A 23,415-nucleotide genomic window follows, 5' to 3' on the forward strand; every position below is an offset into this window, starting at 1 on the left:
TCGCGACTCAGATACAAGCCTGATTCGCGCAGCTATTAACTATTAACTGTTAATTATTAACTGCACTTACTAGCATCTGATGCATGCGACGAGCCGTGGCCGCCGGATCTTTCGGCAACTGCCCCTCGGCCAGCATGGCCTGATCGAGCAACAACGCGGCAAGGTCGTTGAAACGCTCACCGTCGTCCACCGTCCCCAGCGCCTTGAGCAGATCATGATCCAGGTTCACTTCCAGCACCGGCTTGTTCTCCGGTACCGGTTGACCGGCCGCTTCCAGCATCCGGCGCATTTGTGGGCCCAGTTGATCTTCAGCCAACACCAGACAAGAAGGCGAATCCACCAGTCGGCGAGTCGCGCGGACGCTTTCTACCTGCTCTGCCAGGCTGTCTTTCAATCGTGCCACCAGCGGGTTATCGCTTTCTGCCTCCCCGGCAGCCTCGTCCAGGTCCAGCTCTCCGCGTGCGGCATTGACCAGTTTCACGTCCTTATAGCTGTCCAGATAACTCACCATCCATTCGTCGACGGGGTCACTCAGCAACAGGACTTCAATGCCCTTTTTACGGAATACCTCCAGGTGCGGACTGTTCAGCGCCGCAGAGGGAGTGTCAGCAAGCAGATAATAGATGCTCTCTTGCTCAGCCGGTTTACGCTCAAGGTAGGCATCAAGACGGGTAACGCCCTCTTCCTCATGAGTAGACGCAAAACGCAACAGGGCGGCGATAGCTTCACGGTTATCCGCATCCTCGCCAATACCTTCTTTCAGAACCTGTCCAAACTGACTCCAAAACGCCTTGTACTGCTCTTCATCGTTACTCAGCTTCTTGAGCATCTGCAGAACACGCTTGGTCAGAGCCGCACGAATTTTCTGCACAGGCCCATAGTCCTGCAGGAGCTCACGGCTGACATTCAAGGGAAGGTCGGGCGCGTCGATCACGCCCTTCACAAAGCGGAGATACTGAGGCAGAAACTGCTCGGCATCATCCATGATGAAAACACGCTGTACATACAGTTTCAGGCCGCGATTGGCATCGCGATGATACAAGTCAAACGGGGCACGGGCCGGCAAGTAAAGCAGGCTCGTGTATTCCAGGGCGCCCTCAACCTTGTTGTGACTCCAGCTCAAGGCATCCTGAAAGTCATGGCTGATATGCTTGTAGAAGCTCTGGTATTCCTCATCGGAAACTTCCTGCCGTGGGCGCTGCCACAGTGCAGTAGCCGAGTTGAGAGTTTCACTACTCTCCTCAGCGTCACCCTCAGCGGGCGTCAGCAAATTAATCGGAAAGGCAACGTGGTCGGAATACTGATTGATCACCTGGCGAATCTTGAACGGATCCAGAAAATCCCGGGCATCGTCACGTAGATGCAGTATCACGGCGGTGCCTGGCTGCAAACGCTCAATACCTTCCACGGTAAACTCACCCTGGCCGTCACTCTCCCAGCGGACCCCTGAGGCCTTATCGCTGCCGGCCTTGCGCGTCTCGACGGTGACCTTGTCAGCAACGATAAACGCGGAATAAAAACCCACGCCAAACTGGCCGATGAGCTGGGCATCCTTCTTCTGGTCACCACTGAGCTGGGCAAGAAACTTCTCTGTACCAGAACGGGCAATGGTGCCGAGATTGTCCACCACATCGCTTTCATCCATGCCGATGCCGTTATCGGCCACGGTCAGCGTACCCGCCTCCTTGTCGATGGTCAGGGTGATTGCCGGCTCCGCGCCCTCCCCGATCAAGGCAGGATTATCCAGAGACTGGAAACGCAGCTTGTCGCAGGCATCCGAGGCATTGGATACCAGCTCACGCAGGAAAATCTCGCGGTTGCTGTACAGCGAGTGGATCATCAGGTGCAACAGACGGGAGACTTCCGCCTGAAAACCATGGGTTTGTTTTTCTGTAGACACAACAGACTCCTGAAGCAGTATCAAACTGTCAGGAGAATGAGGCCAAAGGCGGGATTTTCAAGTGCCAGCAGGGCTGGATGTCGGTATTGTAGACTGTCACTATTAGTGGCGGATATTACTTCCCAATCAAGTGATCGAGAGCAGAATCCAGATCCGGGTAACGGAAAATGAAGCCTTGCTGTTCAAGGCGCCGGGGATACACTCTTTGCCCCCCCAGAAGCATGCCGGATAATTCGCCTAAACCAATCCTGAGTGCCGTTGCCGGAACCTTCAACATGACAGGCCTGTGCAGCTTACCGCCAAGCTTTCGATGAAATTCACTCTGGGTGACAGGCGCTGGGGCACAGGCATTGAATAACCCTTCAATGCCGGGTGTTTCCAGAGCACGAACCAGAATAGCGACCATGTCGTCAATGTGAACCCAGCTCAACCACTGGTTACCTTCCCCCATCTTGGCACCCAGGCCCAACTTGTATAGGGGCAACAACTGTTTGAGCATGCCTCCGTCACGGCCTAACACGATCCCTGTGCGTATTAGGCAAAGGCGCACCCCTTGGCGGGACACCGGGCGCGCCGCCTGCTCCCAGGCATCACACAGGCGGTACCCGAAATCCTTCTTTCGGGCTGGACTGTCCTCTGTGAGTTCTGCATTGCCGGCGTCGCCGTAAAAACCAACGGCCGACCCGGAAACAAGCACGGCCGGCTTGCGTTCGAGGCGAGACACCAAGCTAACGATATCCTCCGTGACTCCCACCCTGGAGGCGAACAGGGTTTCCTTACGGCGGCGGGTCCAACGACCGGCAAACAGACTCTCCCCGGCAAGGTTTACAATGCCATCAATCACTTCATCGCCAGCAATCTCATCCAGTGATGAAAGCAGGCGAGTACCTTCCGGTAACCCGCGGGCACTACGGCGGGGCTTTCGTGTCAAAACAATGAGCTGATGGCCGTGCGCAACAAGCCGCCGACAAAGGTGGCGACCTATGAAGCCGCTCCCACCGGTAAGAAGAATTTTCAACGTGTCGCCTCGATAGAACGAATAGTGTTGAGATCGTAGAAAAACTCTATATTGCCCGCCCCCATCGGCACACTCAAGGTGAGGTGGTCATCATTGACAGAATGCAAAATACCCGTTCGTACAGGCACATCTTCTGCACGAATGGAGACATTCTTTCCAATTAACTGGCGATATCGAGCCGCTTCACTCTCCGTCATGTCTGGTGACGACGGCGTGAGGCTTTGCGCAGATGGATTTTCCATCTGTGTGTCCTCAGAAACGACGGCGGCTTGCGCCATTTCAGGAGAAGCCGCTGTATCGGGACCATCAGAGGCCTGTTCAAGGAGCACTTTTTGGCCATTGACCAGGGTTAATGAAACCAGCTCTTGATCGGAGACACTGCGCTCGACCACGCCACTACCGACATTAATTTCAAGCCATAGGCGCTTTGCTGAGATACGACGAAGCACCCCGTCCAACTTTCGGCCGCTGTCTGTTTCGAGTACAACAGCCTGGTCAACAAACGCGACCAGTTCCGGAAACGTCTTAACCATGGGTGGAAGCGTCTCTTCTTGTGAAACCTTCGGTGCCTCAGCGACCGGTGACACCAACGCCATGGCGCCTTCTTTGGCAGGAGTGATAACTTCAGCATGCATGGACCCGGGCTCTACCGACCACCCCACATCACTCTTTTCAAGACGCACAACCCGCTCTTCAACCGCTCCGTTCGTCAGCAGTACGCGGCTTGTCACCTCACCGGTAGATTCACCGCGACGCAGGATCACATGACGAGTCTTGACCGACTTCAGAGCCCCTTCAGGGAACTGGGTAGTGAGGTACTCTCTAGCTACGTATGCCAGGGTATCCTCATGATCAAAATGCAGATCTACCTTCCCCCCCAGGTAACGTAGGTGGTTGGTATATGCGGTAAACTCACCACTCAGGTAGCTCTTGAAACTGTCAGGCATCACCAAAGACAGGGAACCGGATAACTGCCCGGTATCCAGCGGCGCGAGAGCCAGCTCCATCCGGTAGCCACCCTCAAAAATGCGCGTCTCGGGGAAATCCTTGCCCGGTTCCTTCCAGGAGAGATGGACAACAGGAACCTCTTCATCGGAAGGGTTCACCAGGACATTACGGCGTTCGGTAATATCCTCTGGCTTCCAACCGACCAGAATACGCACCTCAAGGGCAGGCAAGAAATCTTCCCCCTGACTGATGGTCAACACACCATCAATCAACGCCACCCGGTCATAGCGGAAACTATCGCCATGAAGTCGACCAGAAAGGGGCTTTCCCTGGCGCTTGACGACCAATAACGCGGCTTCTTCCGAAGACACAAACGATGTCGTGGTGGCCATTTTTTCGCCACGTTGCACCTGGCCAGTTTGATGCGCCAGGGGGCTGACGGAAATGCTGGCATCGTTCGTATCCGCCGAGAGAATGGCGATGCCAACCGCTGTGAGTAACACCCCGGCGACCCTGCCCAACGCCCACCAACGATAGCCTTCCCAATTTCCCTGAACCTGTCCCAGACTGACAAGCGGAACCAGAAAAAAAACGGGGCTGTGGCCTCTGTGACTGGCTTCATTCATCAGCCCCAGGGTTGTCACAATAATTGCACTCACCCCAATAATGATTAGCAGCTCTGCCATTTTTTATTCTCTCTCCTGAACAGCCCGCCTCAAGTACCCGTCAGCGTCAGCCGCCCCCGAAGAAGTTCGCCCCTCGGGGAACACTGCGGTCCCGCCTGAACCTCACTTTACAAAGCTGCCGCCCGGCATTCCAGCACTTAAGTAACTGATTTTTCTCAATCATGGTCAGGGTTGATCTGTTTCACACTCTTCATGCGCTGGACGGGTATCCATGACGCCGCCCGCGAGTCTTAAACGTCCTTCCAGTTACGCCCCCAAACCGCCTGTCAACCGTAATAAAAAAATGCTTGTATGGAAGAAAACCAGACGATATATAGGCGCTGTGGACTTTGGAAAACCGGAAAACCGGACCAACAGGCCGAACAATGTGGTTGTTTGAGGAGGTCAGAACAGGAGGCCACCATGAGTAACCGTCGTACAGAGAAAGACTACGATTCGGAAGACCTGCTGATGAACGAAGATTTCGATATCCTGGATGACGATATGGATGAGGAGGAGCAGGAAGCGCGCAGCGCGCGCAGCCGTGCCTTCAACATGGATATGCGTCATCGCATCGAAGATCGTCTGGAGGAGCGCCGTCTGCGCAAGGAACTCAATGATTATGAGTCCTTTGAGCTTGACGACGACATACTTCACTAGACCTGGCAGCCCTGGCCATCACGGATTAACGCCAGGGTCGCCCGCAGGCTTTAGAAAGGCCACGGCCCTGCCCTGTGGGCAGCTCAAGATTATACGATCACCACGGTGCTCCGTTTGTGCTGATATTTCGAGCACAACCATAAAAAAGGCCGGCATAATGCCGGCCTTTTTTGTCACTGGCTGAATATTACCAACCTGTGAGCTCTTTGAGCGCCAGGCCAATGCCGGCCGGGTTACGCGTGGTCTTCACGCCTGCCGCTTCCAGGGCCGCAAACTTCTCGTCTGCAGTGCCCTTGCCGCCAGCGATGATCGCGCCAGCGTGGCCCATACGCTTGCCAGGAGGCGCAGTAACGCCAGCAATGTAGCTCACTACCGGTTTGGTCACGTGTTCCTTGATGTAGGCCGCCGCCTCATCTTCAGCAGTACCGCCGATCTCACCCACCATGATGATGGCTTCCGTCTGCGGATCGTTCTGGAACAGTTCCAGCGCGTCGATGAAGGTCATGCCTGGAATCGGGTCACCGCCGATACCGATACAAGTGGACTGACCGAAGCCCAGCTTGGTGGTCTGGTTTACCGCTTCATAGGTCAGGGTACCGGAGCGGGACACGATGCCCACTTTGCCCGGCTGATGGATATGACCGGGCATGATGCCGATCTTGCACTGACCCGGAGTGATCACGCCCGGACAGTTCGGCCCGATCAGGCGTACACCGCCCTTGCGGGTGATGTATTCCTTCACATACAGCATATCCAGTGCAGGAATGCCTTCAGTGATGCAGACGATCAGCTCGATACCTGCATCAGCGGCTTCCAGAATGGAGTCCTTGCAGAACGCAGCCGGTACGTAAATGACGCTGGCAGTGGCACCGGTTTCAGCAACCGCTTCCGCCACGGTGTTGAAAACCGGCAGGCCCAAATGGGTCTGGCCACCTTTACCCGGGGTTACACCACCGACCATTTGCGTGCCATATTCGATGGCCTGCTCGGAGTGGAAGGTGCCCTGGCTACCAGTGAAACCCTGGCAGATAACCTTGGTGTTCTTGTCGATCAGGACGCTCATGCGGCACCTCCAACAGCTTTCACTACCTGCTCGGCAGCGTCTTCAAAACTTTCTGCGGCGATGATGTTCATGCCGCTCTCGGCCAGTTTCTGCGCGCCCAGCTCAGCGTTGTTACCTTCCAGACGAACTACCACCGGTACGGTCACACCCACTTCTTCTACCGCGCCGATGATGCCTTCAGCAATCAGGTCACAACGCACGATGCCACCGAAGATGTTAACCAGAACGCCCTTCACCTTGTCGTCGGACAGGATGATCTTGAAGGCTTCGGTTACACGCTCTTTGGTCGCGCCACCGCCCACGTCCAGGAAGTTGGCCGGTGCGCCCCCTTTCAGCTGCACCAGATCCATGGTGCCCATGGCCAGGCCTGCGCCATTCACCATGCAACCGATGTTGCCGTCCAGCGCTACATAGTTCAGTTCCCACTCGGCCGCGCGACGCTCGCGCGCATCTTCCTGGGAAGGATCTTCCAGTGCCTTGATATCCGCATGACGGTACAGGGCTGAGCCGTCCACGTTGATCTTGGCATCCAGGCAGTGCAGGTCACCGGCTTCGGTGATCACCAGCGGGTTAACCTCGATCAGGGCCAGATCCTTGTCGATGAACAGTTGCGCCAGACCCACAAAAATCTTGGCAAACTGGTTGACCTGCTTGCCTTCCAGACCCAGCTGGAACGCGATCTCACGCGCCTGATAGGGCTGCGCACCCACCAGCGGATCAATCTCTGCACGCAGGATCTTTTCCGGGGTTTCTTCAGCCACGGTCTCAATGTCCATACCACCTTCAGTGGAGGCCATGAAAACGACACGACGGCTGGCACGGTCCAGGACCGCACTCAGGTACAATTCCTTGGCGATGTCGGTACAGGTTTCGACCAAAATCTTGGTCACAGGCTGCCCTTTCTCATCGGTCTGGAACGTCACCAGGTTCTTGCCCAGCCACTGCTCGGCAAAGGCAGCGGCTTCTTCAGCGCTGTCCACCAGCTTTACACCACCCGCCTTACCACGGCCGCCAGCGTGTACCTGGGCTTTCACAACCCACTTGTCACCGCCGATCTCTTTGGTTTTGGCTGCAACCTCTTCAGGAGTGTCACAAGCGAAACCGGTAGAGACTGGCAAACCATAGTCAGCAAAAAGCTGCTTTGACTGATACTCATGGAGATTCATGCCAATACTTCCATCCTGTTGAATGATTTGGCGCCCTTGCGGGCGCCGATTTTTCGCTGCCGTTCTGCGCCGTTATTTTTTGCGACGACGCTGGGCCACATGAATGGCTTTGTAATCCACAGCCAATGCAGCTTCATGAACGGTTTCTGACAGGCTCGGATGACCGAACACCATCAACTGCAAATCTTCTGCCGTTGCACCGAACTCCATCGCAATTGCGCCTTGCTGGATAAGTTCAGAGGCCTGCGGACCCACGATATGCATCCCAAGAACGCGGTCCGTTTTCTCATCAACCACAAACTTGACCATGCCGCCGGTCTCGCCAGCAGCCATCGCTCGTCCATTCGCGGCAAACGGCACCACACCGGTCTTGTAGGCATCACCGGATTCCTTCACTTCTTCTTCGGTCTTGCCTACCCATGCCACTTCCGGGTGGGTATAGATCACACCGGGGATCACGTCATAGTTCACCTGGGTGTGCTCATCCATGATGACTTCGGCCACCATGACACCTTCCTCGATGGCCTTGTGGGCCAGCGCCGGTCCACGCACAAGATCACCAATGGCGTAAACGCCGGGCACATCAGTGCGGCACTGGCTGTCTACGTAGATGAAGTTACGCTCATCCAGGCTGACACCGGCATCCTGGCTCAGTAGCCCTTCGGTGTAGGGGCGACGGCCAACGGCCACAATCAGCTTGTCGAAGCTTTCTGTGTGCTCGCCATCCTTGTCGCTGTAGGTCACCTTGACCTTGGTCTTGGTGGTTTCAGATCCGGTCACACGGGCACCAAGACGAATATCCAACCCCTGCTTCTCGAGCTGTTTATGGGCGTCTTTGGCAATCTGCTTGTCGACCATCGGCAGGAACGCATCCACAGCCTCCAGGACAACCACTTCGCTACCAAGGCGATTCCAGACACTGCCGAGCTCTAGCCCGATCACGCCAGCACCGATCACGCCAAGGCGCTTGGGCACCTTGTCAAACTCCAGCGCACCCGTGGAGTCAACGACCAGGTTCTGATCTACCGGCGCCACAGGAATATCCACCGGCACAGAACCGGCGGCCAGCACCACATGCTCAGCCTCAATCGTCTGTGCCTCACCACCATCCAGCGGCTGAAATTCCACCTGTTTCCCGGCTTTCAGCTGGCCGGAGCCCTGCAGCCAGGTCACCTTGTTGGCCTTGAACAACTGAGCGATGCCGCCAGTCAGGTTTTTAACGATGGTGTCCTTGCGCTGTAGCATGGTGGCCAGATCCAGGTCAGAGCCCTTGATCTTGATACCGTGTTCAGCCAGTGAGGACTCCGTCTCGTGGTATTTCCAGGATGAATCCAGCAGCGCCTTGGAAGGGATGCAGCCCACGTTCAGGCAGGTTCCGCCCAATGCCGGCTCATCCTGTTTGTTAATACGTTTCTCGATACAGGCGGTGTTCAACCCCAGCTGGGCACAGCGAATGGCAGTTACATAACCGCCGGGGCCACCACCAATAACGACGACGTCGAATTTGTCAGACATGTTCTTTCCTCTCGGGGAACTGCCCCACCCTGCCTCAGCAGGGTGGGGCGTGTTGCGTGCAGGCGTTAGATATCCAGCAGAAGACGTGCCGGGTCTTCGATAAAGTTCTTCACCGTTACCAGGAATTGCACCGCTTCCTTGCCATCAATGAGTCGATGGTCATAGGACAGAGCCAGATACATCATCGGCAGGATCTCTACCTTGCCATCCACAGCCATGGGGCGTTCCTGGATCTTGTGCATCCCCAGAATAGCGGTCTGCGGCGGGTTGAGAATCGGCGTGGAGATCAGGGAACCGAACACACCACCATTGGAAATGGTAAAGGTGCCCCCGGTCATCTCTTCAATGGACAGTTTGCCTTTCTGGGCTTTCTGACCGAAGTCGATGATCTGGGATTCCACTTCTGCCAGACCTCGCTGATCTGCATCACGAATCACCGGCACCACCAGGCCACGTTCGGTAGACACTGCAACACCTACGTCGTAGTAGCCGTGGTAAACAATATCGTCACCATCGATGGACGCATTCACCGCCGGGAAACGTTTCAGCGCTTCCACACAGGCGCGGGTAAAGAAGCCCATGAAGCCCAGACGCACGTTATGTGCCTTCTCGAACTCCGGCTGGTAGTTCTTGCGCATTTCCATGATCGGCTTCATGTTGACCTCGTTGAAGGTGGTCAACATGGCCGCGTCCTGCTGGGCTGACACCAGACGCTCGGCAATACGCTTGCGCAGACGAGTCATCGGAACCCGACGCTCTTCGCGCTCACCCGGTGCGGCAGGCACTTCGGCGGTGGCGGGCTGCTGCGGTGCCGGCTGGCTGGCACGCTGCTCGGCTTTCTCGCCGATGGCCTTTTCCACGTCCTGCTTGGTGATACGGCCACCCTTACCGGAGCCAGACACCTGACTGGCGGCAATGCCGTGCTCGCTCATCAGCTTGCGAGCGGCAGGGCCAGCCTGGTCAGACGCGCTGCTGTCGTCGCTGGCTTCAGCCGCCGGAGCAGCAGCCTCTTGCTTCTCTGCAGGGGCATCCTTGGCTTCGGAAGAAGGCGCGGAACCGCTGGCACCTTCTTCGAAGTTGGCCAGAACCTGTTGGCTCTCAACGGTGTCACCTTCACCAGCCAGAATCTTGCTGATCACCCCATCCGCGGGGGCCACTACTTCCAGAACCACTTTGTCGGTTTCGATATCCACCAGCAGTTCGTCACGCTTAACCGCTTCGCCTTCCTGCTTGTGCCAGGTGGCAACGGTGCCATCGGCTACGGATTCGGGAAACTGCGGGGCTTTGATTTCAGTCGCCATGACTAATCCTTATTTACTTGATCTCAAAGGCGTCCTGAACCAGACGCTGCTGTTGTTCGACGTGCAGGGACATGGACCCGGCGGCTGGCGCCGCGGCCATTTCACGACCTGCGTAATGCACCTGGGCGACACCCACCTGATACGCAACCCGGTACATGTGGTGTTGAGAGCAGTACCAGGCACCCTGGTTCATCGGCTCTTCCTGGCACCACACCAGGTGTTTCAGGTTCGGGTAGGTCTCCAGCACTTCTTTCAGTCGCTGCTCAGGGAACGGATAAAGCTGCTCCACTCGCACCAGAGCGGTGTCGGTGCGGCCATCGCTGTCACGTTTTTCCAGCAGGTCGTAGTAGACCTTGCCGGAGCACAGCACCACCCGGTTCACCTTCTCGGGATTCAGATCCGCCGGGTCATCCAGCACGGTCTCGAACTTGCCCTGGGCCAGATCCTCCAGAGAAGACACAGCTTTCTTGTGCCGCAACAGGCTTTTCGGGCTCATCACCACCAACGGCTTGCGCAGCGGGCGTACCGCCTGACGACGTAACAGATGGAAGATCTGGGAGGGGGTGCTCGGCACACAGACCTGCATATTGTGCTCGGCGCACAATTGCAGGAAACGCTCAAGACGCGCGGAGGAGTGCTCCGGACCCTGCCCTTCGTAACCATGTGGCAACAGCATGGTCAAGCCACACAGACGCGCCCATTTGGCTTCACCGGACGAAATGAACTGGTCGATCACCACCTGGGCACCGTTGGCGAAGTCGCCAAACTGGGCCTCCCAGATCACCAGCGATTTCGGCGTGGTGGTGGCATAACCGTATTCGAAGCCCAGCACGGCCTCTTCCGAGAGCAATGAATCGTAGATGTCGAAGCGCGGCTGCTCGCCATAAAGATGCTGGAGGCCAACATAAGCCTCACCATCCTTCTGGTTATGCAGCACCGCATGGCGGTGGGAGAAGGTGCCACGGCCACAGTCCTGACCGGTCAGGCGAACATGAAAGCCCTGATCCAGCAATGACGCATACGCCAGCGTTTCGGCGTAGCCCCAGTTCAGGGGCATGGCGCCAGCCGTCATTTTGCGGCGGTCTTCCACAATTTTCTTCACCTGACGCTGGGGCACAAAGCCTTCCGGCAAGGTTTCCAGACGGTTGGCAAGATCCTGCAGCTTTTTCAGCGCAGTCGAGGTATCCCAGTCATCCTCTACTTGATGACCGATGTAGGGAGACCAGTCTACAAACAGCGCCTTGTTGGGCTCGCGCACCAGGGACTTCACCACGTGATTTCCCGCATCCAGCATGTCGCGGTAATCATCCACCGCTTTCTGGGCTTCCTGCTCACTGATTACGCCTTGATTGATCAGGCGCTCAGCGTACAGAGTACGGGTGGTCGGATGGCTCTTGATCTTCTTGTACATCAGCGGCTGGGTGCCAGACGGCTCGTCCGCTTCGTTGTGCCCAAGACGACGGTAGCAGATCATGTCGATCACCACGTCTTTCTTGAATTGCATGCGGTAGTCCACCGCCAGCTGGGTCACGAAGTAGACCGCTTCCGGATCATCTGCATTTACGTGGAAGATCGGCGCCTGCACCATCTTCGCCACGTCAGTACAGTATTCGGTAGAACGGGCATCTTCTCGACGGCTGGTAGTAAAGCCTACCTGGTTGTTGATGACGATGTGCAGGCTTCCACCCGTGTAGAAACCGCGGGTCTGGGACATCTGGAAGGTTTCCATCACCACGCCCTGACCGGCAAACGCCGCATCACCGTGAATGAGGATGGGCACAACCTGGTCACCGCCTTCATCATTACGGCGATCCTGGCGAGCACGAACGGAGCCTTCCACCACCGGAGAGACGATCTCCAGATGGGAGGGGTTGAACGCCATGGCCAGATGCACTTCGCCACCGGAGGTCAACACATTGGAGGAGAAGCCCTGGTGGTACTTCACGTCACCGGAGCCGGATTCGATGAAGCTCTTGCCATCGAATTCCTCGAAAAGATCCTTGGGGCTCTTGCCAAGGGTATTCACCAGCACATTCAAGCGGCCACGGTGGGCCATGCCAATGACCATTTCCTTGGCGCCATAGCTGCCTACCCGCTGGATCATTTCATCCATCAACGGAATCAGTGACTCACCGCCCTCCAGACCAAAGCGTTTGGTACCGGGGTATTTGCTGCCCAGGTACTTTTCCAGGCCTTCGGCGGCGGAGAGACGCTCAAGAATATGTCCCTTGATGTCCTTGCCATATTCGGGGTGACAACGAACGCCTTCCATGCGCTGCTGCAGCCAGCGTTTTTCTGCGGTGTTGACGATATGCATGTACTCTGCCCCAACGCTGGAGCAGTAAGTCGTTTGCAGACAATCAACGATTTCTCGCAGGGTGGCTTCCGGCTTGCCAATGAAAAGGTTGCCGGTCTGGAAAACGGTATCCAGGTCTGCCGGGCTCAGGCCATGATGCGCCAGTTCGAGATCAGGAACATCTTCACGCTCCATCAGCCCCAGCGGATCCAGCTTCGCGACCTGATGCCCCCGGTTGCGGTACGCCGCAATCAGGTGCAACACCCGCACCTGGCGCCGTTCATGCTCAGTGCTGACAGCACCGGCACCGAACTTCTGCACCCGGGAGCGATTTTTGGCTTGAAGCAGAAAGTATTCGCGTACAGCCGCATGGGGAACGTCAGATTCGACGGCGGCATCAACACTGGGGAGTTTTTCGAAATAGACGCGCCAGTCTTCTGGCACAGAATTGGGATCGGTCAGATAGGATTCGTACAGTTCATCGACATAGGCAGCATTGGCTCCTCCAATGTGCGAGGACTGCCATTGTCGCTGCATGGAACTGTCTTGCATTTTAGCTCGTTCCTTCCGCGGGAAGGATGTCACACGCTGTGGTAAGTGTAACTGCGACCACAGGGGAGTGACCCTGTTCCCGTACGCTTCTGTTTGTCAGGAGCAACGCCTTTTAAGCCCTGCTCCACCCACAAGATACAACAAAACCCTGCTTAGGCCGGGTAAGGCCATGACAGGTCGATGCCGTATCTCTCGAGGGGTTGCCTCGAACGCTGCCTAGTGTAGCCCTTTTATTGCGGTTTTGTTAGACATCGATTTCATAAATTCATTTATGAATCAGTCTCTTCTTGACCACAATTGGCAAAACGTCGAATAGACAGAGAAATTCAACGCCAAGCCGTCATTTACAAACAAAAAAGGCGGCCATGACGGCCGCCTTTTTCTGCAGGGTCAGATGCCCCGCTCCAGCAACATGGAACGGATATGACCGATGGCCCGGGTCGGGTTAAGACCTTTAGGGCAAACACTCACACAGTTCATGATGCCGTGACAGCGGAACAGGCTGAAGGGGTCGTCCAGTTTGGACAGACGCTCTTCAGTGGCATTGTCGCGGCTGTCCGCCAGGAAGCGGTAGCTCTGCAACAGCGCCGCCGGACCCAGGAACTTGTCCGGATTCCACCAGAAGCTCGGGCAGCTGGTTGAACAGCAAGCACACAGAATACATTCATACAGACCGTCGATCTTGGCACGCTCTTCCGGAGACTGCAGACGCTCGATGGCCGGAGCCGGAGTGTTGTTCTGCAGGTACGGTTGTACCTTTTCGTACTGGTTGTAGAACATGCCCATGTCCACCACCAGGTCACGAATGACCGGCAGACCCGGCAGCGGGCGCAGGATCAGGGGTTTCTTGCCTTCCAGTACACCCGGTGCCACCTGGGACAACGGAGTGATACAGGCCAGGCCGTTCTTGCCGTTCATGTTCATGCCATCAGAGCCACATACACCCTCACGACAGGAGCGACGGTATGCCAGGGACTGATCCTGTTCTTTTACCAGAGCCAGGATGTCCAGCACCATGAGGTCTTTACCCTGGGTATCAACCTCATACTCCTTCATGCTCGGCTCGCGGTCCGTTTCCGGATTGTAGCGATAGATACTAACTTTCATCGTAGTACTCTCCGTTAGTAGGTCCGAGCCTTGGGCTGGAAAGTGTCGACCGTCTTCGGTTTGAAGTTCACGTCACGCTTGCCCAGCTTTTTGGCTGTCGGGTCGAAGATGGAGTGGCACAGCCAGTTCTCATCGTCACGATCCGGGTAGTCGTAACGGGAATGGGCACCACGGCTCTCGGTACGACCTTCGGCAGCAATGGCCGTTGCTTCCGCCACTTCCAGCAGGTTGTCCAACTCCAACGCTTCGATGCGCGCAGTGTTAAACGGCTTACTCTTGTCTTCAAGGTGTGCGTTTGCGATACGCTTACGCAGGTCAGCCAGCTTGGCCACACCTTCCGCCATCAGATCACCCTTGCGGAATACACCGAAGTGGTTCTGCATCACGCTCTGCAGCTCTTTGCGCAGAGCGGGCACAGACTCACCACCGGTAGAAGATTCCCAGCGATTCAAACGGGCCATCGCTTCGTCGATGTTGGCATCCGTGGGCTCGTACTGGGTCATGCCCTGACGGAGCTGGTCTTCAATGTACAGACCCGCCGCACGCCCGAACACCACCAGGTCCAGCAAAGAGTTACCGCCGAGACGGTTCGCACCGTGTACCGATACACAAGCTACTTCACCGACCGCGAAGAGACCGTTAACAAACTGGTCTTCACCTTCATGGCCGCCAGACAGCTTGATGGCCTGACCATGAACGTTGGTGGGGATACCACCCATCATGTAGTGACAGGTTGGTACTACCGGGATCGGCTCTTTCACCGGATCGGTCTGTGCGAAGGTAATGGCCAGTTCACAGATGCCCGGCAAGCGGCTGTGCAGCACTTCTTCACCCAGGTGATCCAGCTTCAGGAATACGTGATCACCATCCGGGCCGGCACCACGACCGTCCAGAATTTCCATCATCATGGAACGGGCAACAACGTCACGGGACGCCAGATCTTTGGCGTTCGGCGCGTAACGCTCCATGAAGCGCTCGCCGTCCTTGTTGATCAGGTAGCCACCCTCACCCCGGCAACCCTCGGTTACCAGCACACCGGCGCCAGCGATGCCGGTCGGGTGGAACTGCCACATTTCAATGTCCTGCACCGGCAGACCAGCACGCAGGGCCATGCCCACGCCGTCACCGGTGTTGATCAAGGCATTGGTGGTAGAGGCGTAGATACGACCGGAACCACCGGTGGCAAAGACGGTGGCCTTGGCCTTGAAGAACACGGTCTCACCGGACTCGATGTCGATGGCGATCACACCACAGACATTACCCTCATCGTCCTTGACCAGTTCAGAGGCATACCACTCGTTGTAGAACTGGGTGCCGTTCTTCAGGTTCTGCTGATACAGGGTGTGCAGCAGCGCGTGACCGGTACGGTCAGCAGCAGCACAGGTACGAGCAGCCTGACCACCTTCACCGAAGTTCTTGGACTGACCACCAAACGGGCGCTGGTAGATACGACCTTCTTCGGTACGGGAGAACGGCAGACCCATATGATCCAGCTCGAACACCGCTTCCGGGCCGACATTACACATGTATTCGATAGCGTCCTGGTCACCGATGTAATCGGAACCTTTAACGGTATCGTACATGTGCCAGCGCCAATCATCGTTGGGATCGGCAGACGCGATCGCACAGGTGATACCGCCCTGGGCGGATACAGTGTGCGAACGGGTCGGGAATACTTTGGAAATCAGCGCAGTCTTGAAGCCGGACTGGGCCATTTGCAGTGAGGCGCGCATACCGGCACCACCACCACCTACGACGATAGCGTCAAATGTAATAGTGCGAATGGACATGGATTACGCCCCTCCCCAGATCAGAACCAGACCCCACAGCAAGTAAACGATCAGCGCCAGTGCAATTGCCAGCTGGGCAATCAAACGCACGGCGGTAGCCGCTTTACCAAAGGTCAGGCTGGTCAGGTAGTCGGTGGTGACACCCCACAGACCTACCCAGGTGTGTGCTGCAACAGCAATTACCAGCAAGGTATTGGCAATCTGCATGCAAACAGAGCCCATGAATTCCTTCCAGCTGCCGTAATCCAGCTCACCAGCAGCCATCAGATAGCCCAGCATGCCAATCAGATAAACACCAATAATGACAGCTGAGACTCGCTGGATGAGCCAGTCGTACAGGCCATTACGGCCCAGACTCGTTACAGGGGTTACCATATCCAGCCTCCTACCAGCAGAATCAATACCGCAGAAATGATGAACACCAGCTTGGCGCCGCGACGGCCGCCTTCGAGGGTTTCACCAACGCCGGTATCCATGATGAGGTGGCGAATACCTGCCACCAGGTGATACAGCAATACAGCCAGAATGGCCCATACCACCAGCTTCACCAGCGGGGAGGTCATCAATGCTTTCAGGTCCGCAAAGCTCTCGGGAGACGCCAGGGAGCGATCCAGCATCCACAGCAGAATCGGCAATGCCAAAAAGATGGCAACGCCGGTAACACGGTGGGTAATGGACGCTATAGCCGTGACCGGGAACTTGATCGTGCTCAGATCGAGGTTAACGGGTCGCTTGTCGTTCACGGTAGCCTACTTATAGCCGGGCCCCATCACAGATCGGGGCGGTTGTCGGGAACTTGGTAGCGTAGCTGAGATCAGAACAATAACTCTGATCTCAGCAAGCTGCCTGGGCCGGGGTGGGCCCACAGCAAAACACCACCGGTGATTTGCCGGGCGGCAGTATATCGCCGCATCCAGCGCAAAACAAACGCTGCGCACCATTCAGGTACAATCGCGTTTACCTAAGACATTGATATACAAAGACGCACCTCATGAGAGCGTGAACATTCATGCTGCACCACGGTGAGGCATAAATGTCACATCTGCGTAACACGCTGTTTACCCTACAAAAGTCTGACCCGCCGGTTCCCGGGTTCGCGTTGACAAAGGTGTGTCAAAACTTTACCTTCCACCGCGCTTTGGAGGACCTTCCCTGCCTGACGAAGTCTTTCTGTGACTTCACAGAGGAAAGTTCCCTGTCCGCCAATGGAGAGATTCCCATGACCGAGAAGAAAGCCACTCTGAGTGTTGATGGCAAAGGCCTTGACCTTCCCATCTACTCCCCGACCCTGGGCCGCGACGTTATCGACGTGTCCTCCCTGGTAGCCAACGGTGTTTTCACTTTTGACCCTGGCTTTACCTCCACCGCTTCCTGCGAATCCAAAATCACCTTCATCGACGGTGAAGTAGGCAAGCTGCTGCATCGGGGCTACTCCATCGAGGAGCTGGCAGGCAAATCCGATTACCTGGAAGTGTGCTACACCCTGCTCTACGGTGAGCTGCCTTCCGCTGAACAGAAAGAAGAGTTCGTCAGCACGGTGAAGAACCACACCATGGTTCACGAGCAGATCCGCAACTTCTTCAACGGCTTCCGCCGTGATGCGCACCCGATGGCCATCATGTGTGGCGTGGTTGGCGCCCTGTCCGCCTTCTACCACGACTCCCTGGACATCAATAACCCGCAGCATCGTGAAATCACCGCGTACCGCCTGATCGCCAAGATGCCCACCATCGCGGCCATGTGCTACAAGTACGCTCTGGGCCAGCCTTTCATGTACCCGCGCAATGATCTGGGTTACGCAGAAAACTTCCTGCACATGATGTTCGGCAACCCCTGCGAAGAGTCCAAGATCAGCCCGACCCTGGCCAAGGCCATGGACCGCATCTTCATCCTTCACGCCGATCACGAGCAGAACGCGTCCACCTCTACCGTCCGTCTGGCCGGTTCCTCCGGTGCCAACCCGTTCGCCTGTATCGCTGCAGGCATCTCTGCCCTGTGGGGCCCGGCACACGGTGGCGCCAACGAAGCTGTACTGAATATGCTGGATGAGATCGGCTCCATCGATAACATCGAGACGTACATTGCCAAGGCCAAGGACAAGAGCGATCCGTTCAAGCTGATGGGCTTCGGTCACCGCGTTTACAAAAACTATGATCCGCGCGCCACGGTAATGCGTGAATCCTGCCACGAAGTACTGGCCGAGCTGGGCGTAAACGACCCGCAGCTGGAACTCGCCATGAAGCTGGAAGAGATCGCCCTGAGCGACCCCTACTTCAAGGAGAAGAAGCTGTTCCCGAACGTGGATTTCTACTCTGGCATCATCCTCAAAGCCATCGGTATCCCGACCTCCATGTTCACCGTAATCTTCGCCCTGTCCCGTACCGTGGGCTGGATTGCACACTGGAACGAGATGATCTCCAACCCGTACAAGATTGGCCGTCCGCGCCAGCTGTACACCGGCGAAGCCGAGCGTCCGTTCGTACCGGTCAACGAGCGCAAATAAACGCTTGCTGCCGACTACAAAAAAACCGCCTTCGGGCGGTTTTTTTGTAGTCATTTCTCCGCCCCCTCTCACAGCGAATCCACAAAAATTCACACTATGCATTTGCCTGCCTGCTGTCTGCATGCAAGCATCCTTGCTTCCCTCAACAATCTGCTGGCTAATTATGAAAAAAATTACTGCGCTCGTCGTGATCGCCGTCATCGCCGCTTACTTGCTGTTCTGGCCCGTTCCCATTGAACCGGTGGCCTGGCAAGCGCCGCAGGCGCCGGCATTGGAAGGGCCCTATGCCGTCAACGACAAGCTCGCCAACGTGTCTCAATTTGGCCAGGGGGAAGGTATCGGCCCGGAGGATGTAGCCATTGATGACAACGGCTATTTTTATGTTGGCTATGACGACGGACGCATTGTCCGCTTTGACCCGGATGGCAAACACCCCGACCTGATAGCCGACACCAAAGGCCGGCCACTGGGTCTGGACTTTGACCCCGCTGGCAACCTCATCGTAGCCGATGGTTACAAGGGTCTGCTCAGTATCGCCCCCAGCGGAGCCATCAAAGCGCTCAGCCAACGTGCTGAGGGTATCGACTTTGGCTTTACCGATGATGTGGACGTGGACAGCAACGGCATCGCCTATTTCACCGACGCCTCCAGCAAGTTTGGCCCAGCTATGAAAGCCCGTGACGACGTACTGGAGCACGGCGGCCACGGCCGCTTTCTGCGCTACGATCCCGCTACTGGCACCACCGACGTCCTGCTGGATGGCCTGCAGTTCGCCAATGGTGTAGCCCTCTCTCAAAACGAAGACTTCGTACTGGTCACCGAAACCGGCAACTACAGCGTGATCCGGTACTGGCTCAAGGGCGACAAGGCCGGCACCCATGATATTTTCTTCGATAACTTGCCGGGCATCCCCGACGGCATTTCTGCCAACGGCAATGGTACCTTCTGGGTTGCCCTGTTCAGCCCGCGCAATGCCATGCTCGACAGCATGTCCGACAAACCCCTGCTGCGCAAAGTGGCCTTCAGACTGCCCGAGTTCCTGCAACCACAGCCAGCCCATCATGCCTTCGTACTGGGCCTCAACGAACAAGGCCAGGTGACCCACAACCTGCAGCACAATGCCCCTGAAGCTTTCGCCCCGATTACCAGCGTCGAACAGGTTGGCAACACCCTCTATCTGGGCAGCCTGACCGCATCCGCCTTTGCGGCTTATGTCCTGCCGCAGACGCCTGAAACGACGCCAGCCCCCCAGGGAGGCGCCCAATGAACTCGTTACGCGCCGCCTTTATCGGCCTTGGCACCATGGGTTTTCCCATGGCCGGACACCTAGCCAACGCAGGCCTCGCCATGACGGTGTACAACCGCACAGCAAGCCGGGCAACCCGATGGCAACAGCAACACCCGGGGTTGACGGCAGATAACCCTGCTGCGGCGGCGGACGGCGCTGACCTGGTCTTTGTCTGCGTTGGCAACGACGATGACCTGCGACAGGTGACCCTGGGGCCTGAAGGCGCGCTGCAGACCCTCAAGCCTGACGCCATTCTGATCGACCACACCACCGCCAGCGCCGCCATGGCACGGGAGCTGTCACAGGCTTGCCAGGACCGCGATGCGCATTTCATCGATGCCCCGGTTTCCGGAGGCCAACAGGGCGCCGAAAACGGACAACTCTCCATCATGTGCGGCGGCAACCCTGCCATTTACCAGCGCGCCCTGCCCGTGCTTGAGCACTACGCCAAAGCCTGCAACCTGCTGGGCCCCGCCGGCAGCGGGCAGCTTACCAAAATGGTGAATCAGATCTGTGTTGCCGGGCTCGTTCAGGCACTGTCTGAAGGCGTGGCTTTTGCTAACAACGCCGGACTGGACGCGAAAAAGGTCTTCGAGACCATCAGCCAGGGCGCGGCCTCATCCTGGCAAATGATCCATCGTCACCAAACAATGATTGACGACGAGTTCGACCACGGTTTCGCGGTTGACTGGATGCGCAAGGACCTGGATATCTGCCTGCAAGAAGCCGCTCGCAACGGCACCCCTCTGCCAGTGACATCCCAGGTCAACGATTTCTATCGGGAGCTCCAGGCCATGGGAGGCGGGCGCTGGGACACGTCCGCCCTGCTCCGCCGCCTGACACGAGACGAATGACCGGATCGCACCTTAGTTGACCTGTTTTTCTGCCCCCTTTTCGGGCACAAGGGCCTTGGCATTCTCGCTGGCAAGCCGCCGTGCCACGTTTTCGGGCAGCGCATTCAGCAAAGGCAGATAGCTCTTCATTTGTCTCGAAAGGCTGTCAAAATGCCCGACAAGGTCACTGCCAAGCGTAAACCTGCCCGGATATTGCTCGATCAGCGCGACCCAGTCAGGATCCGCCTTGCCATCGTCGAGCACATAGTGATCCTTCACACTCCAGGACAAGTCCACATACAGGTTGTCATAGCGCGCCAGTAACGCCTCAAGAATGGGAACCAGCGTTTTCAATGGCGGCTGCTTGTCCTCCACTCCGCCACTGGTACCCGCATGAGCCAGCACGAAACGGGTGTCAGGGTTCCCTTCCAGCGCCTCTTCCAGCTCCTGCAGATAAATCGGCGTCTCCTCCCGCAGGGAGGTGAGGTTGCTGTGTAGCAACACTGGCAGGCCGTACTCTGCCGCCACCTCATACACCTGCATCAGGGCCGGGTGGTTGGCACGTGGCGTCTCGCCCTCGGTCAGCGCAGTCAGCTGGTCATGGCGGGTAAGAACCTCACCGATGCCAAACCACATCCCTGGATAGCGCTCGATCAACGCCTCAATCTGCCCTGCAGCATGCAAATCCGTGGGATTGAAACCACTAATAAACGGTTTGATTCGCTGACGTTGCTCAGGCTCAAGACCGGTAATGGCCTGGGCAACAATGTCATCGGTAGCGCTGTAGTAATACAGCGGGGACTCATCCCCCAGGTAATAGCGCGGCTTGCGGGGAGCATCCGCCTGCCACTTCTTCATGACCGGCAACCCAAATAACCAGACCTGCTCTACGCTGGCGCGGTCCATCGCCGAGATCAGTGCCTCTGTCCCCTCACTGTCCTGCATGAAATCCACGTAGTGCAGATGAGCATCCACAAAGGACAAGTGGTAACGATTTTCCGCCTGACTGGCACAGGCAACATTCAGGCTCAACAACGTCACCATCACACCATGAGCAAGCCAGCGCAGGGGCGATTCCGGCATTCCTGCAATCCTTTTCTGATTCACTTGATTTCAAAAGACCGCCCAGCCCGTCAGGAGTTCGACACCGATCCCGGTGACAGACAACATTTTACACAACGTCTATTTGTGGACATTTAATTCCATTTATCCCAATATGGACATCATTAATCCTCCTGACGCTAGCGGAGAGACCATGCAAACCGCCACACAACCTCGCCCACAACCGCTGGACGATCACGCCCGTCACGCCGCCCTGCGTGCGGTACTCACGCTGCTGGGGCATTGGCAATGCACGGAAAAGGAAAAGATGGCGTTACTTGGCGTAGGCCGCTCGACCCTGCACAAGTACCAGAGTCAGCCTGACAGCGCCCGAGTCAGCCAGGATTTGCTGGAACGTCTCAGTTACCTGCTCAATATCCACCAGGCTCTGCGTACCCTGTTTGGCAACAAGGAAAACGTCTACGGCTTTGTGCGCATGGCTAACCATAATCCGTTTTTCAATGGCGCCAGCCCCATGGACATCATGAGCGCAGGGACTGTCGCTGCCCTGTATGAAGTCCATCGACAACTGGACAGCCTGCGGGGCGGCCAATGGGGTTAGCCAACCTGCCCCGCCTGGCGTTTCGCAAGCACACAGCCTATCGTCTGGTGAACGGCAAATACCCGCCGATCCACATTTTCGATGATGTGGCCGACCAGGCAGATTTTGACGCTCTCTATGCGGTTCAGGCGCTCACCAACCCCCGTTTACAACATGAGATTGGCGACCTGAATCGGGTCCCCGCCGAACAGCGGCCCTGGGGAATTCCTGGCTGCAACTACGCACTGGGGCCCTTTGTGCACATCAACCCGGAAGGCTCACGGTTTTCCAGTGGAACCCATGGGGTGTTCTATTGCGCCGACAAGATGGCCACGGCCATCGCCGAGACACGCTATCACCAGGAACGCTACTTCCGTAATGTGGATGGTCTCAAGTACGACCGCATTGTCATGCGCGGTCTGACCACGCAATTTTCCGCCACCCTGGTGGATATCACCCCTGCCAGCCGCCACCCCGAATGGCATGCCCCCAATGATTACCAGGCAGCCCGAGCCCTGGGGGAGCAGGTGATCAGCGAACAGGAGGCGGGCATTCACTATGAATCCGTGCGAGCCCCGGGCAACCGTTGTCACGCCTTGTTCAGCCCCCGGATGATTGAATCTGTTATCCCCAGCCAGCATTACGAGTACATCTGGGATGGCGAACGCATCTCTCATGTGCTCACCATCCGCCGCTTTATCGGCACCTGAACCCGCCCCCACATGACAGAAAGCAGGCTCCAGGGATTTCCAGGTGAGGCAGGCATGACAAGAGAGAGGCTGGCAACAACCCAATAAAAAAGCCCCACTCTTTCGAGTGAGGCTTCTTTATGTGGCGTCCCCTAGGGGAGTCGAACCCCTGTTACCGCCGTGAAAGGGCGGTGTCCTGGGCCACTAGACGAAGGGGACGTGTTTGGTGGAGCTAAGCGGGATCGAACCGCTGACCTCAACACTGCCAGTGTTGCGCTCTCCCAGCTGAGCTATAGCCCCAGAGTCACCAATGGAACACGATGCGTCCCGGTTGGTGCGGCGTATTCTACCGGCCACCCCCAACCTGTCAAGCGACATCAAGTGGTTTTTTTCAGAATGAAGTCCGTTTGGCTACATTCTGGGCAAGCTGCTGAAAAACTGGGCGAAATTCACCACCTCAGCCGTAGCAGCGTCGCTGG

At 56.8% G+C, this 23,415-nt stretch carries 19 protein-coding genes and 2 tRNA genes; 6 read left to right on the forward strand and 15 right to left on the reverse strand.

Annotated elements, in window-relative coordinates:
* Window positions 1-49 precede the first annotated feature (49 nt).
* The 3 genes from htpG to Q672_RS32105 all read right to left on the reverse strand — a co-directional run bounded on the left by htpG (window position 50) and on the right by Q672_RS32105 (window position 4,552).
* A complete protein-coding gene (gene htpG / locus Q672_RS32095; RefSeq protein WP_022986633.1) occupies window positions 50-1,900 on the reverse strand; it encodes a molecular chaperone HtpG in 1,851 nt (616 codons plus the stop codon).
* A 115-nt stretch (window positions 1,901-2,015) separates the two neighbouring features.
* Window positions 2,016-2,918 (reverse strand): TIGR01777 family oxidoreductase, encoded by a 903-nt coding sequence (locus Q672_RS32100; protein WP_022986634.1) that lies wholly within the window; start codon window positions 2,916-2,918, stop codon window positions 2,016-2,018.
* Entirely contained in the window at window positions 2,915-4,552 is a 1,638-nt protein-coding gene (locus Q672_RS32105) for a hypothetical protein (protein ID WP_022986635.1), read from the reverse strand. Before Q672_RS32105 ends, Q672_RS32100 begins: the two co-directional genes overlap by 4 nt.
* A gap of 402 nt (window positions 4,553-4,954) precedes the next feature.
* On the opposite strand from Q672_RS32105, the gene Q672_RS32110 reads away from it, so the two are divergent.
* Window positions 4,955-5,191: a PA3496 family putative envelope integrity protein gene (locus tag Q672_RS32110; protein WP_022986636.1), complete on the forward strand. Its 237-nt coding sequence runs from the start codon at window positions 4,955-4,957 to the stop codon at window positions 5,189-5,191.
* A gap of 187 nt (window positions 5,192-5,378) precedes the next feature.
* Here Q672_RS32110 and sucD read toward each other — a convergent pair whose 3' ends face one another.
* The 9 genes from sucD to sdhC form a co-directional block, all read right to left on the reverse strand.
* Window positions 5,379-6,254 carry a succinate--CoA ligase subunit alpha gene (sucD, locus tag Q672_RS32115; protein ID WP_022986637.1) on the reverse strand — a complete coding sequence of 292 codons (876 nt, stop codon included), beginning with the start codon at window positions 6,252-6,254 and terminating at the stop codon, window positions 5,379-5,381.
* On the reverse strand, window positions 6,251-7,420 hold the full coding sequence (gene sucC / locus Q672_RS32120) for an ADP-forming succinate--CoA ligase subunit beta (RefSeq protein WP_022986638.1): 1,170 nt from the start codon (window positions 7,418-7,420) through the stop codon (window positions 6,251-6,253). The genes sucD and sucC overlap by 4 nt, the downstream gene beginning before the upstream one ends.
* Window positions 7,421-7,492: 72 nt before the next feature.
* Window positions 7,493-8,935: a dihydrolipoyl dehydrogenase gene (gene lpdA, locus Q672_RS32125; RefSeq protein ID WP_022986639.1), complete on the reverse strand. Its 1,443-nt coding sequence runs from the start codon at window positions 8,933-8,935 to the stop codon at window positions 7,493-7,495.
* A gap of 65 nt (window positions 8,936-9,000) precedes the next feature.
* The gene (gene odhB / locus Q672_RS32130; RefSeq protein ID WP_022986640.1) at window positions 9,001-10,236 is read right to left on the reverse strand and encodes a 2-oxoglutarate dehydrogenase complex dihydrolipoyllysine-residue succinyltransferase; all 1,236 of its coding nucleotides are present in this window, start codon (window positions 10,234-10,236) and stop codon (window positions 9,001-9,003) included.
* A 13-nt stretch (window positions 10,237-10,249) separates the two neighbouring features.
* Window positions 10,250-13,084 carry a 2-oxoglutarate dehydrogenase E1 component gene (locus Q672_RS32135; RefSeq protein ID WP_022986641.1) on the reverse strand — a complete coding sequence of 945 codons (2,835 nt, stop codon included), beginning with the start codon at window positions 13,082-13,084 and terminating at the stop codon, window positions 10,250-10,252.
* Window positions 13,085-13,474: 390 nt separating this feature from the next.
* Window positions 13,475-14,191 (reverse strand): succinate dehydrogenase iron-sulfur subunit, encoded by a 717-nt coding sequence (locus Q672_RS32140; protein WP_022986642.1) that lies wholly within the window; start codon window positions 14,189-14,191, stop codon window positions 13,475-13,477.
* Between the two features lie 14 nt (window positions 14,192-14,205).
* Window positions 14,206-15,981: a succinate dehydrogenase flavoprotein subunit gene (gene sdhA, locus Q672_RS32145; RefSeq protein ID WP_022986643.1), complete on the reverse strand. Its 1,776-nt coding sequence runs from the start codon at window positions 15,979-15,981 to the stop codon at window positions 14,206-14,208.
* 3 nt (window positions 15,982-15,984) lie between these two features.
* The gene (gene sdhD / locus Q672_RS32150) at window positions 15,985-16,356 is read right to left on the reverse strand and encodes a succinate dehydrogenase, hydrophobic membrane anchor protein (protein WP_022986644.1); all 372 of its coding nucleotides are present in this window, start codon (window positions 16,354-16,356) and stop codon (window positions 15,985-15,987) included.
* A complete protein-coding gene (gene sdhC, locus Q672_RS32155) occupies window positions 16,350-16,724 on the reverse strand; it encodes a succinate dehydrogenase, cytochrome b556 subunit (RefSeq protein ID WP_022986645.1) in 375 nt (124 codons plus the stop codon). Before sdhC ends, sdhD begins: the two co-directional genes overlap by 7 nt.
* 476 nt (window positions 16,725-17,200) lie before the next feature.
* Between sdhC and gltA the strand changes: the two genes are divergently transcribed.
* The 3 genes from gltA to Q672_RS32170 all read left to right on the forward strand — a co-directional run bounded on the left by gltA (window position 17,201) and on the right by Q672_RS32170 (window position 20,626).
* Window positions 17,201-18,484 carry a citrate synthase gene (gene gltA / locus Q672_RS32160; protein ID WP_022986646.1) on the forward strand — a complete coding sequence of 428 codons (1,284 nt, stop codon included), beginning with the start codon at window positions 17,201-17,203 and terminating at the stop codon, window positions 18,482-18,484.
* 163 nt (window positions 18,485-18,647) lie between these two features.
* Window positions 18,648-19,751: an SMP-30/gluconolactonase/LRE family protein gene (locus Q672_RS32165; protein WP_022986647.1), complete on the forward strand. Its 1,104-nt coding sequence runs from the start codon at window positions 18,648-18,650 to the stop codon at window positions 19,749-19,751.
* Window positions 19,748-20,626: an NAD(P)-dependent oxidoreductase gene (locus tag Q672_RS32170; protein WP_022986648.1), complete on the forward strand. Its 879-nt coding sequence runs from the start codon at window positions 19,748-19,750 to the stop codon at window positions 20,624-20,626. Before Q672_RS32165 ends, Q672_RS32170 begins: the two co-directional genes overlap by 4 nt.
* Before the next feature lie 12 nt (window positions 20,627-20,638).
* Here the strand turns inward: Q672_RS32170 and Q672_RS32175 are convergent, their stop codons facing one another.
* Window positions 20,639-21,688, reverse strand: coding sequence for an amidohydrolase family protein (locus Q672_RS32175; RefSeq protein ID WP_022986649.1), 1,050 nt, complete (start codon window positions 21,686-21,688; stop codon window positions 20,639-20,641).
* A gap of 172 nt (window positions 21,689-21,860) precedes the next feature.
* Between Q672_RS32175 and Q672_RS32180 the strand changes: the two genes are divergently transcribed.
* Complete coding sequence (locus tag Q672_RS32180) at window positions 21,861-22,268, forward strand: MbcA/ParS/Xre antitoxin family protein (protein ID WP_022986650.1); 408 nt, start codon at window positions 21,861-21,863, stop codon at window positions 22,266-22,268.
* Complete coding sequence (locus tag Q672_RS32185; protein ID WP_022986651.1) at window positions 22,259-22,957, forward strand: RES family NAD+ phosphorylase; 699 nt, start codon at window positions 22,259-22,261, stop codon at window positions 22,955-22,957. The genes Q672_RS32180 and Q672_RS32185 overlap by 10 nt, the downstream gene beginning before the upstream one ends.
* A gap of 122 nt (window positions 22,958-23,079) precedes the next feature.
* Here Q672_RS32185 and Q672_RS32190 read toward each other — a convergent pair.
* Both Q672_RS32190 and Q672_RS32195 read right to left on the reverse strand, forming a co-directional pair.
* Window positions 23,080-23,155: transfer RNA gene (locus Q672_RS32190), tRNA-Glu, on the reverse strand.
* A gap of 5 nt (window positions 23,156-23,160) precedes the next feature.
* Window positions 23,161-23,236, reverse strand: a tRNA-Ala gene (locus tag Q672_RS32195).
* Between the last annotated feature and the right edge of the window lie 179 nt (window positions 23,237-23,415).

Origin of the sequence: Alcanivorax sp. P2S70 (genome assembly GCF_000475295.1) — a bacterium.
In the GTDB taxonomy this organism is placed as follows: Bacteria; Pseudomonadota; Gammaproteobacteria; order Pseudomonadales; family Alcanivoracaceae; genus Alcanivorax; species Alcanivorax profundi.

Coding starts and splice junctions, on each gene's coding strand:
- Q672_RS32140 (WP_022986642.1), bottom strand. CDS start 14,191: ATGAAAGTTAGTATCTATCGCTACAATCCGGAAACGGACCGCGAGCCG.
- Q672_RS32110 (WP_022986636.1), top strand. CDS start 4,955: ATGAGTAACCGTCGTACAGAGAAAGACTACGATTCGGAAGACCTGCTG.
- sucD (WP_022986637.1), bottom strand. CDS start 6,254: ATGAGCGTCCTGATCGACAAGAACACCAAGGTTATCTGCCAGGGTTTC.
- Q672_RS32180 (WP_022986650.1), top strand. CDS start 21,861: ATGCAAACCGCCACACAACCTCGCCCACAACCGCTGGACGATCACGCC.
- Q672_RS32135 (WP_022986641.1), bottom strand. CDS start 13,084: ATGCAAGACAGTTCCATGCAGCGACAATGGCAGTCCTCGCACATTGGA.
- sucC (WP_022986638.1), bottom strand. CDS start 7,420: ATGAATCTCCATGAGTATCAGTCAAAGCAGCTTTTTGCTGACTATGGT.
- Q672_RS32175 (WP_022986649.1), bottom strand. CDS start 21,688: ATGCCGGAATCGCCCCTGCGCTGGCTTGCTCATGGTGTGATGGTGACG.
- Q672_RS32105 (WP_022986635.1), bottom strand. CDS start 4,552: ATGGCAGAGCTGCTAATCATTATTGGGGTGAGTGCAATTATTGTGACA.
- Q672_RS32185 (WP_022986651.1), top strand. CDS start 22,259: ATGGGGTTAGCCAACCTGCCCCGCCTGGCGTTTCGCAAGCACACAGCC.
- Q672_RS32170 (WP_022986648.1), top strand. CDS start 19,748: ATGAACTCGTTACGCGCCGCCTTTATCGGCCTTGGCACCATGGGTTTT.
- odhB (WP_022986640.1), bottom strand. CDS start 10,236: ATGGCGACTGAAATCAAAGCCCCGCAGTTTCCCGAATCCGTAGCCGAT.
- sdhD (WP_022986644.1), bottom strand. CDS start 16,356: ATGGTAACCCCTGTAACGAGTCTGGGCCGTAATGGCCTGTACGACTGG.
- lpdA (WP_022986639.1), bottom strand. CDS start 8,935: ATGTCTGACAAATTCGACGTCGTCGTTATTGGTGGTGGCCCCGGCGGT.
- gltA (WP_022986646.1), top strand. CDS start 17,201: ATGACCGAGAAGAAAGCCACTCTGAGTGTTGATGGCAAAGGCCTTGAC.
- Q672_RS32165 (WP_022986647.1), top strand. CDS start 18,648: ATGAAAAAAATTACTGCGCTCGTCGTGATCGCCGTCATCGCCGCTTAC.
- sdhA (WP_022986643.1), bottom strand. CDS start 15,981: ATGTCCATTCGCACTATTACATTTGACGCTATCGTCGTAGGTGGTGGT.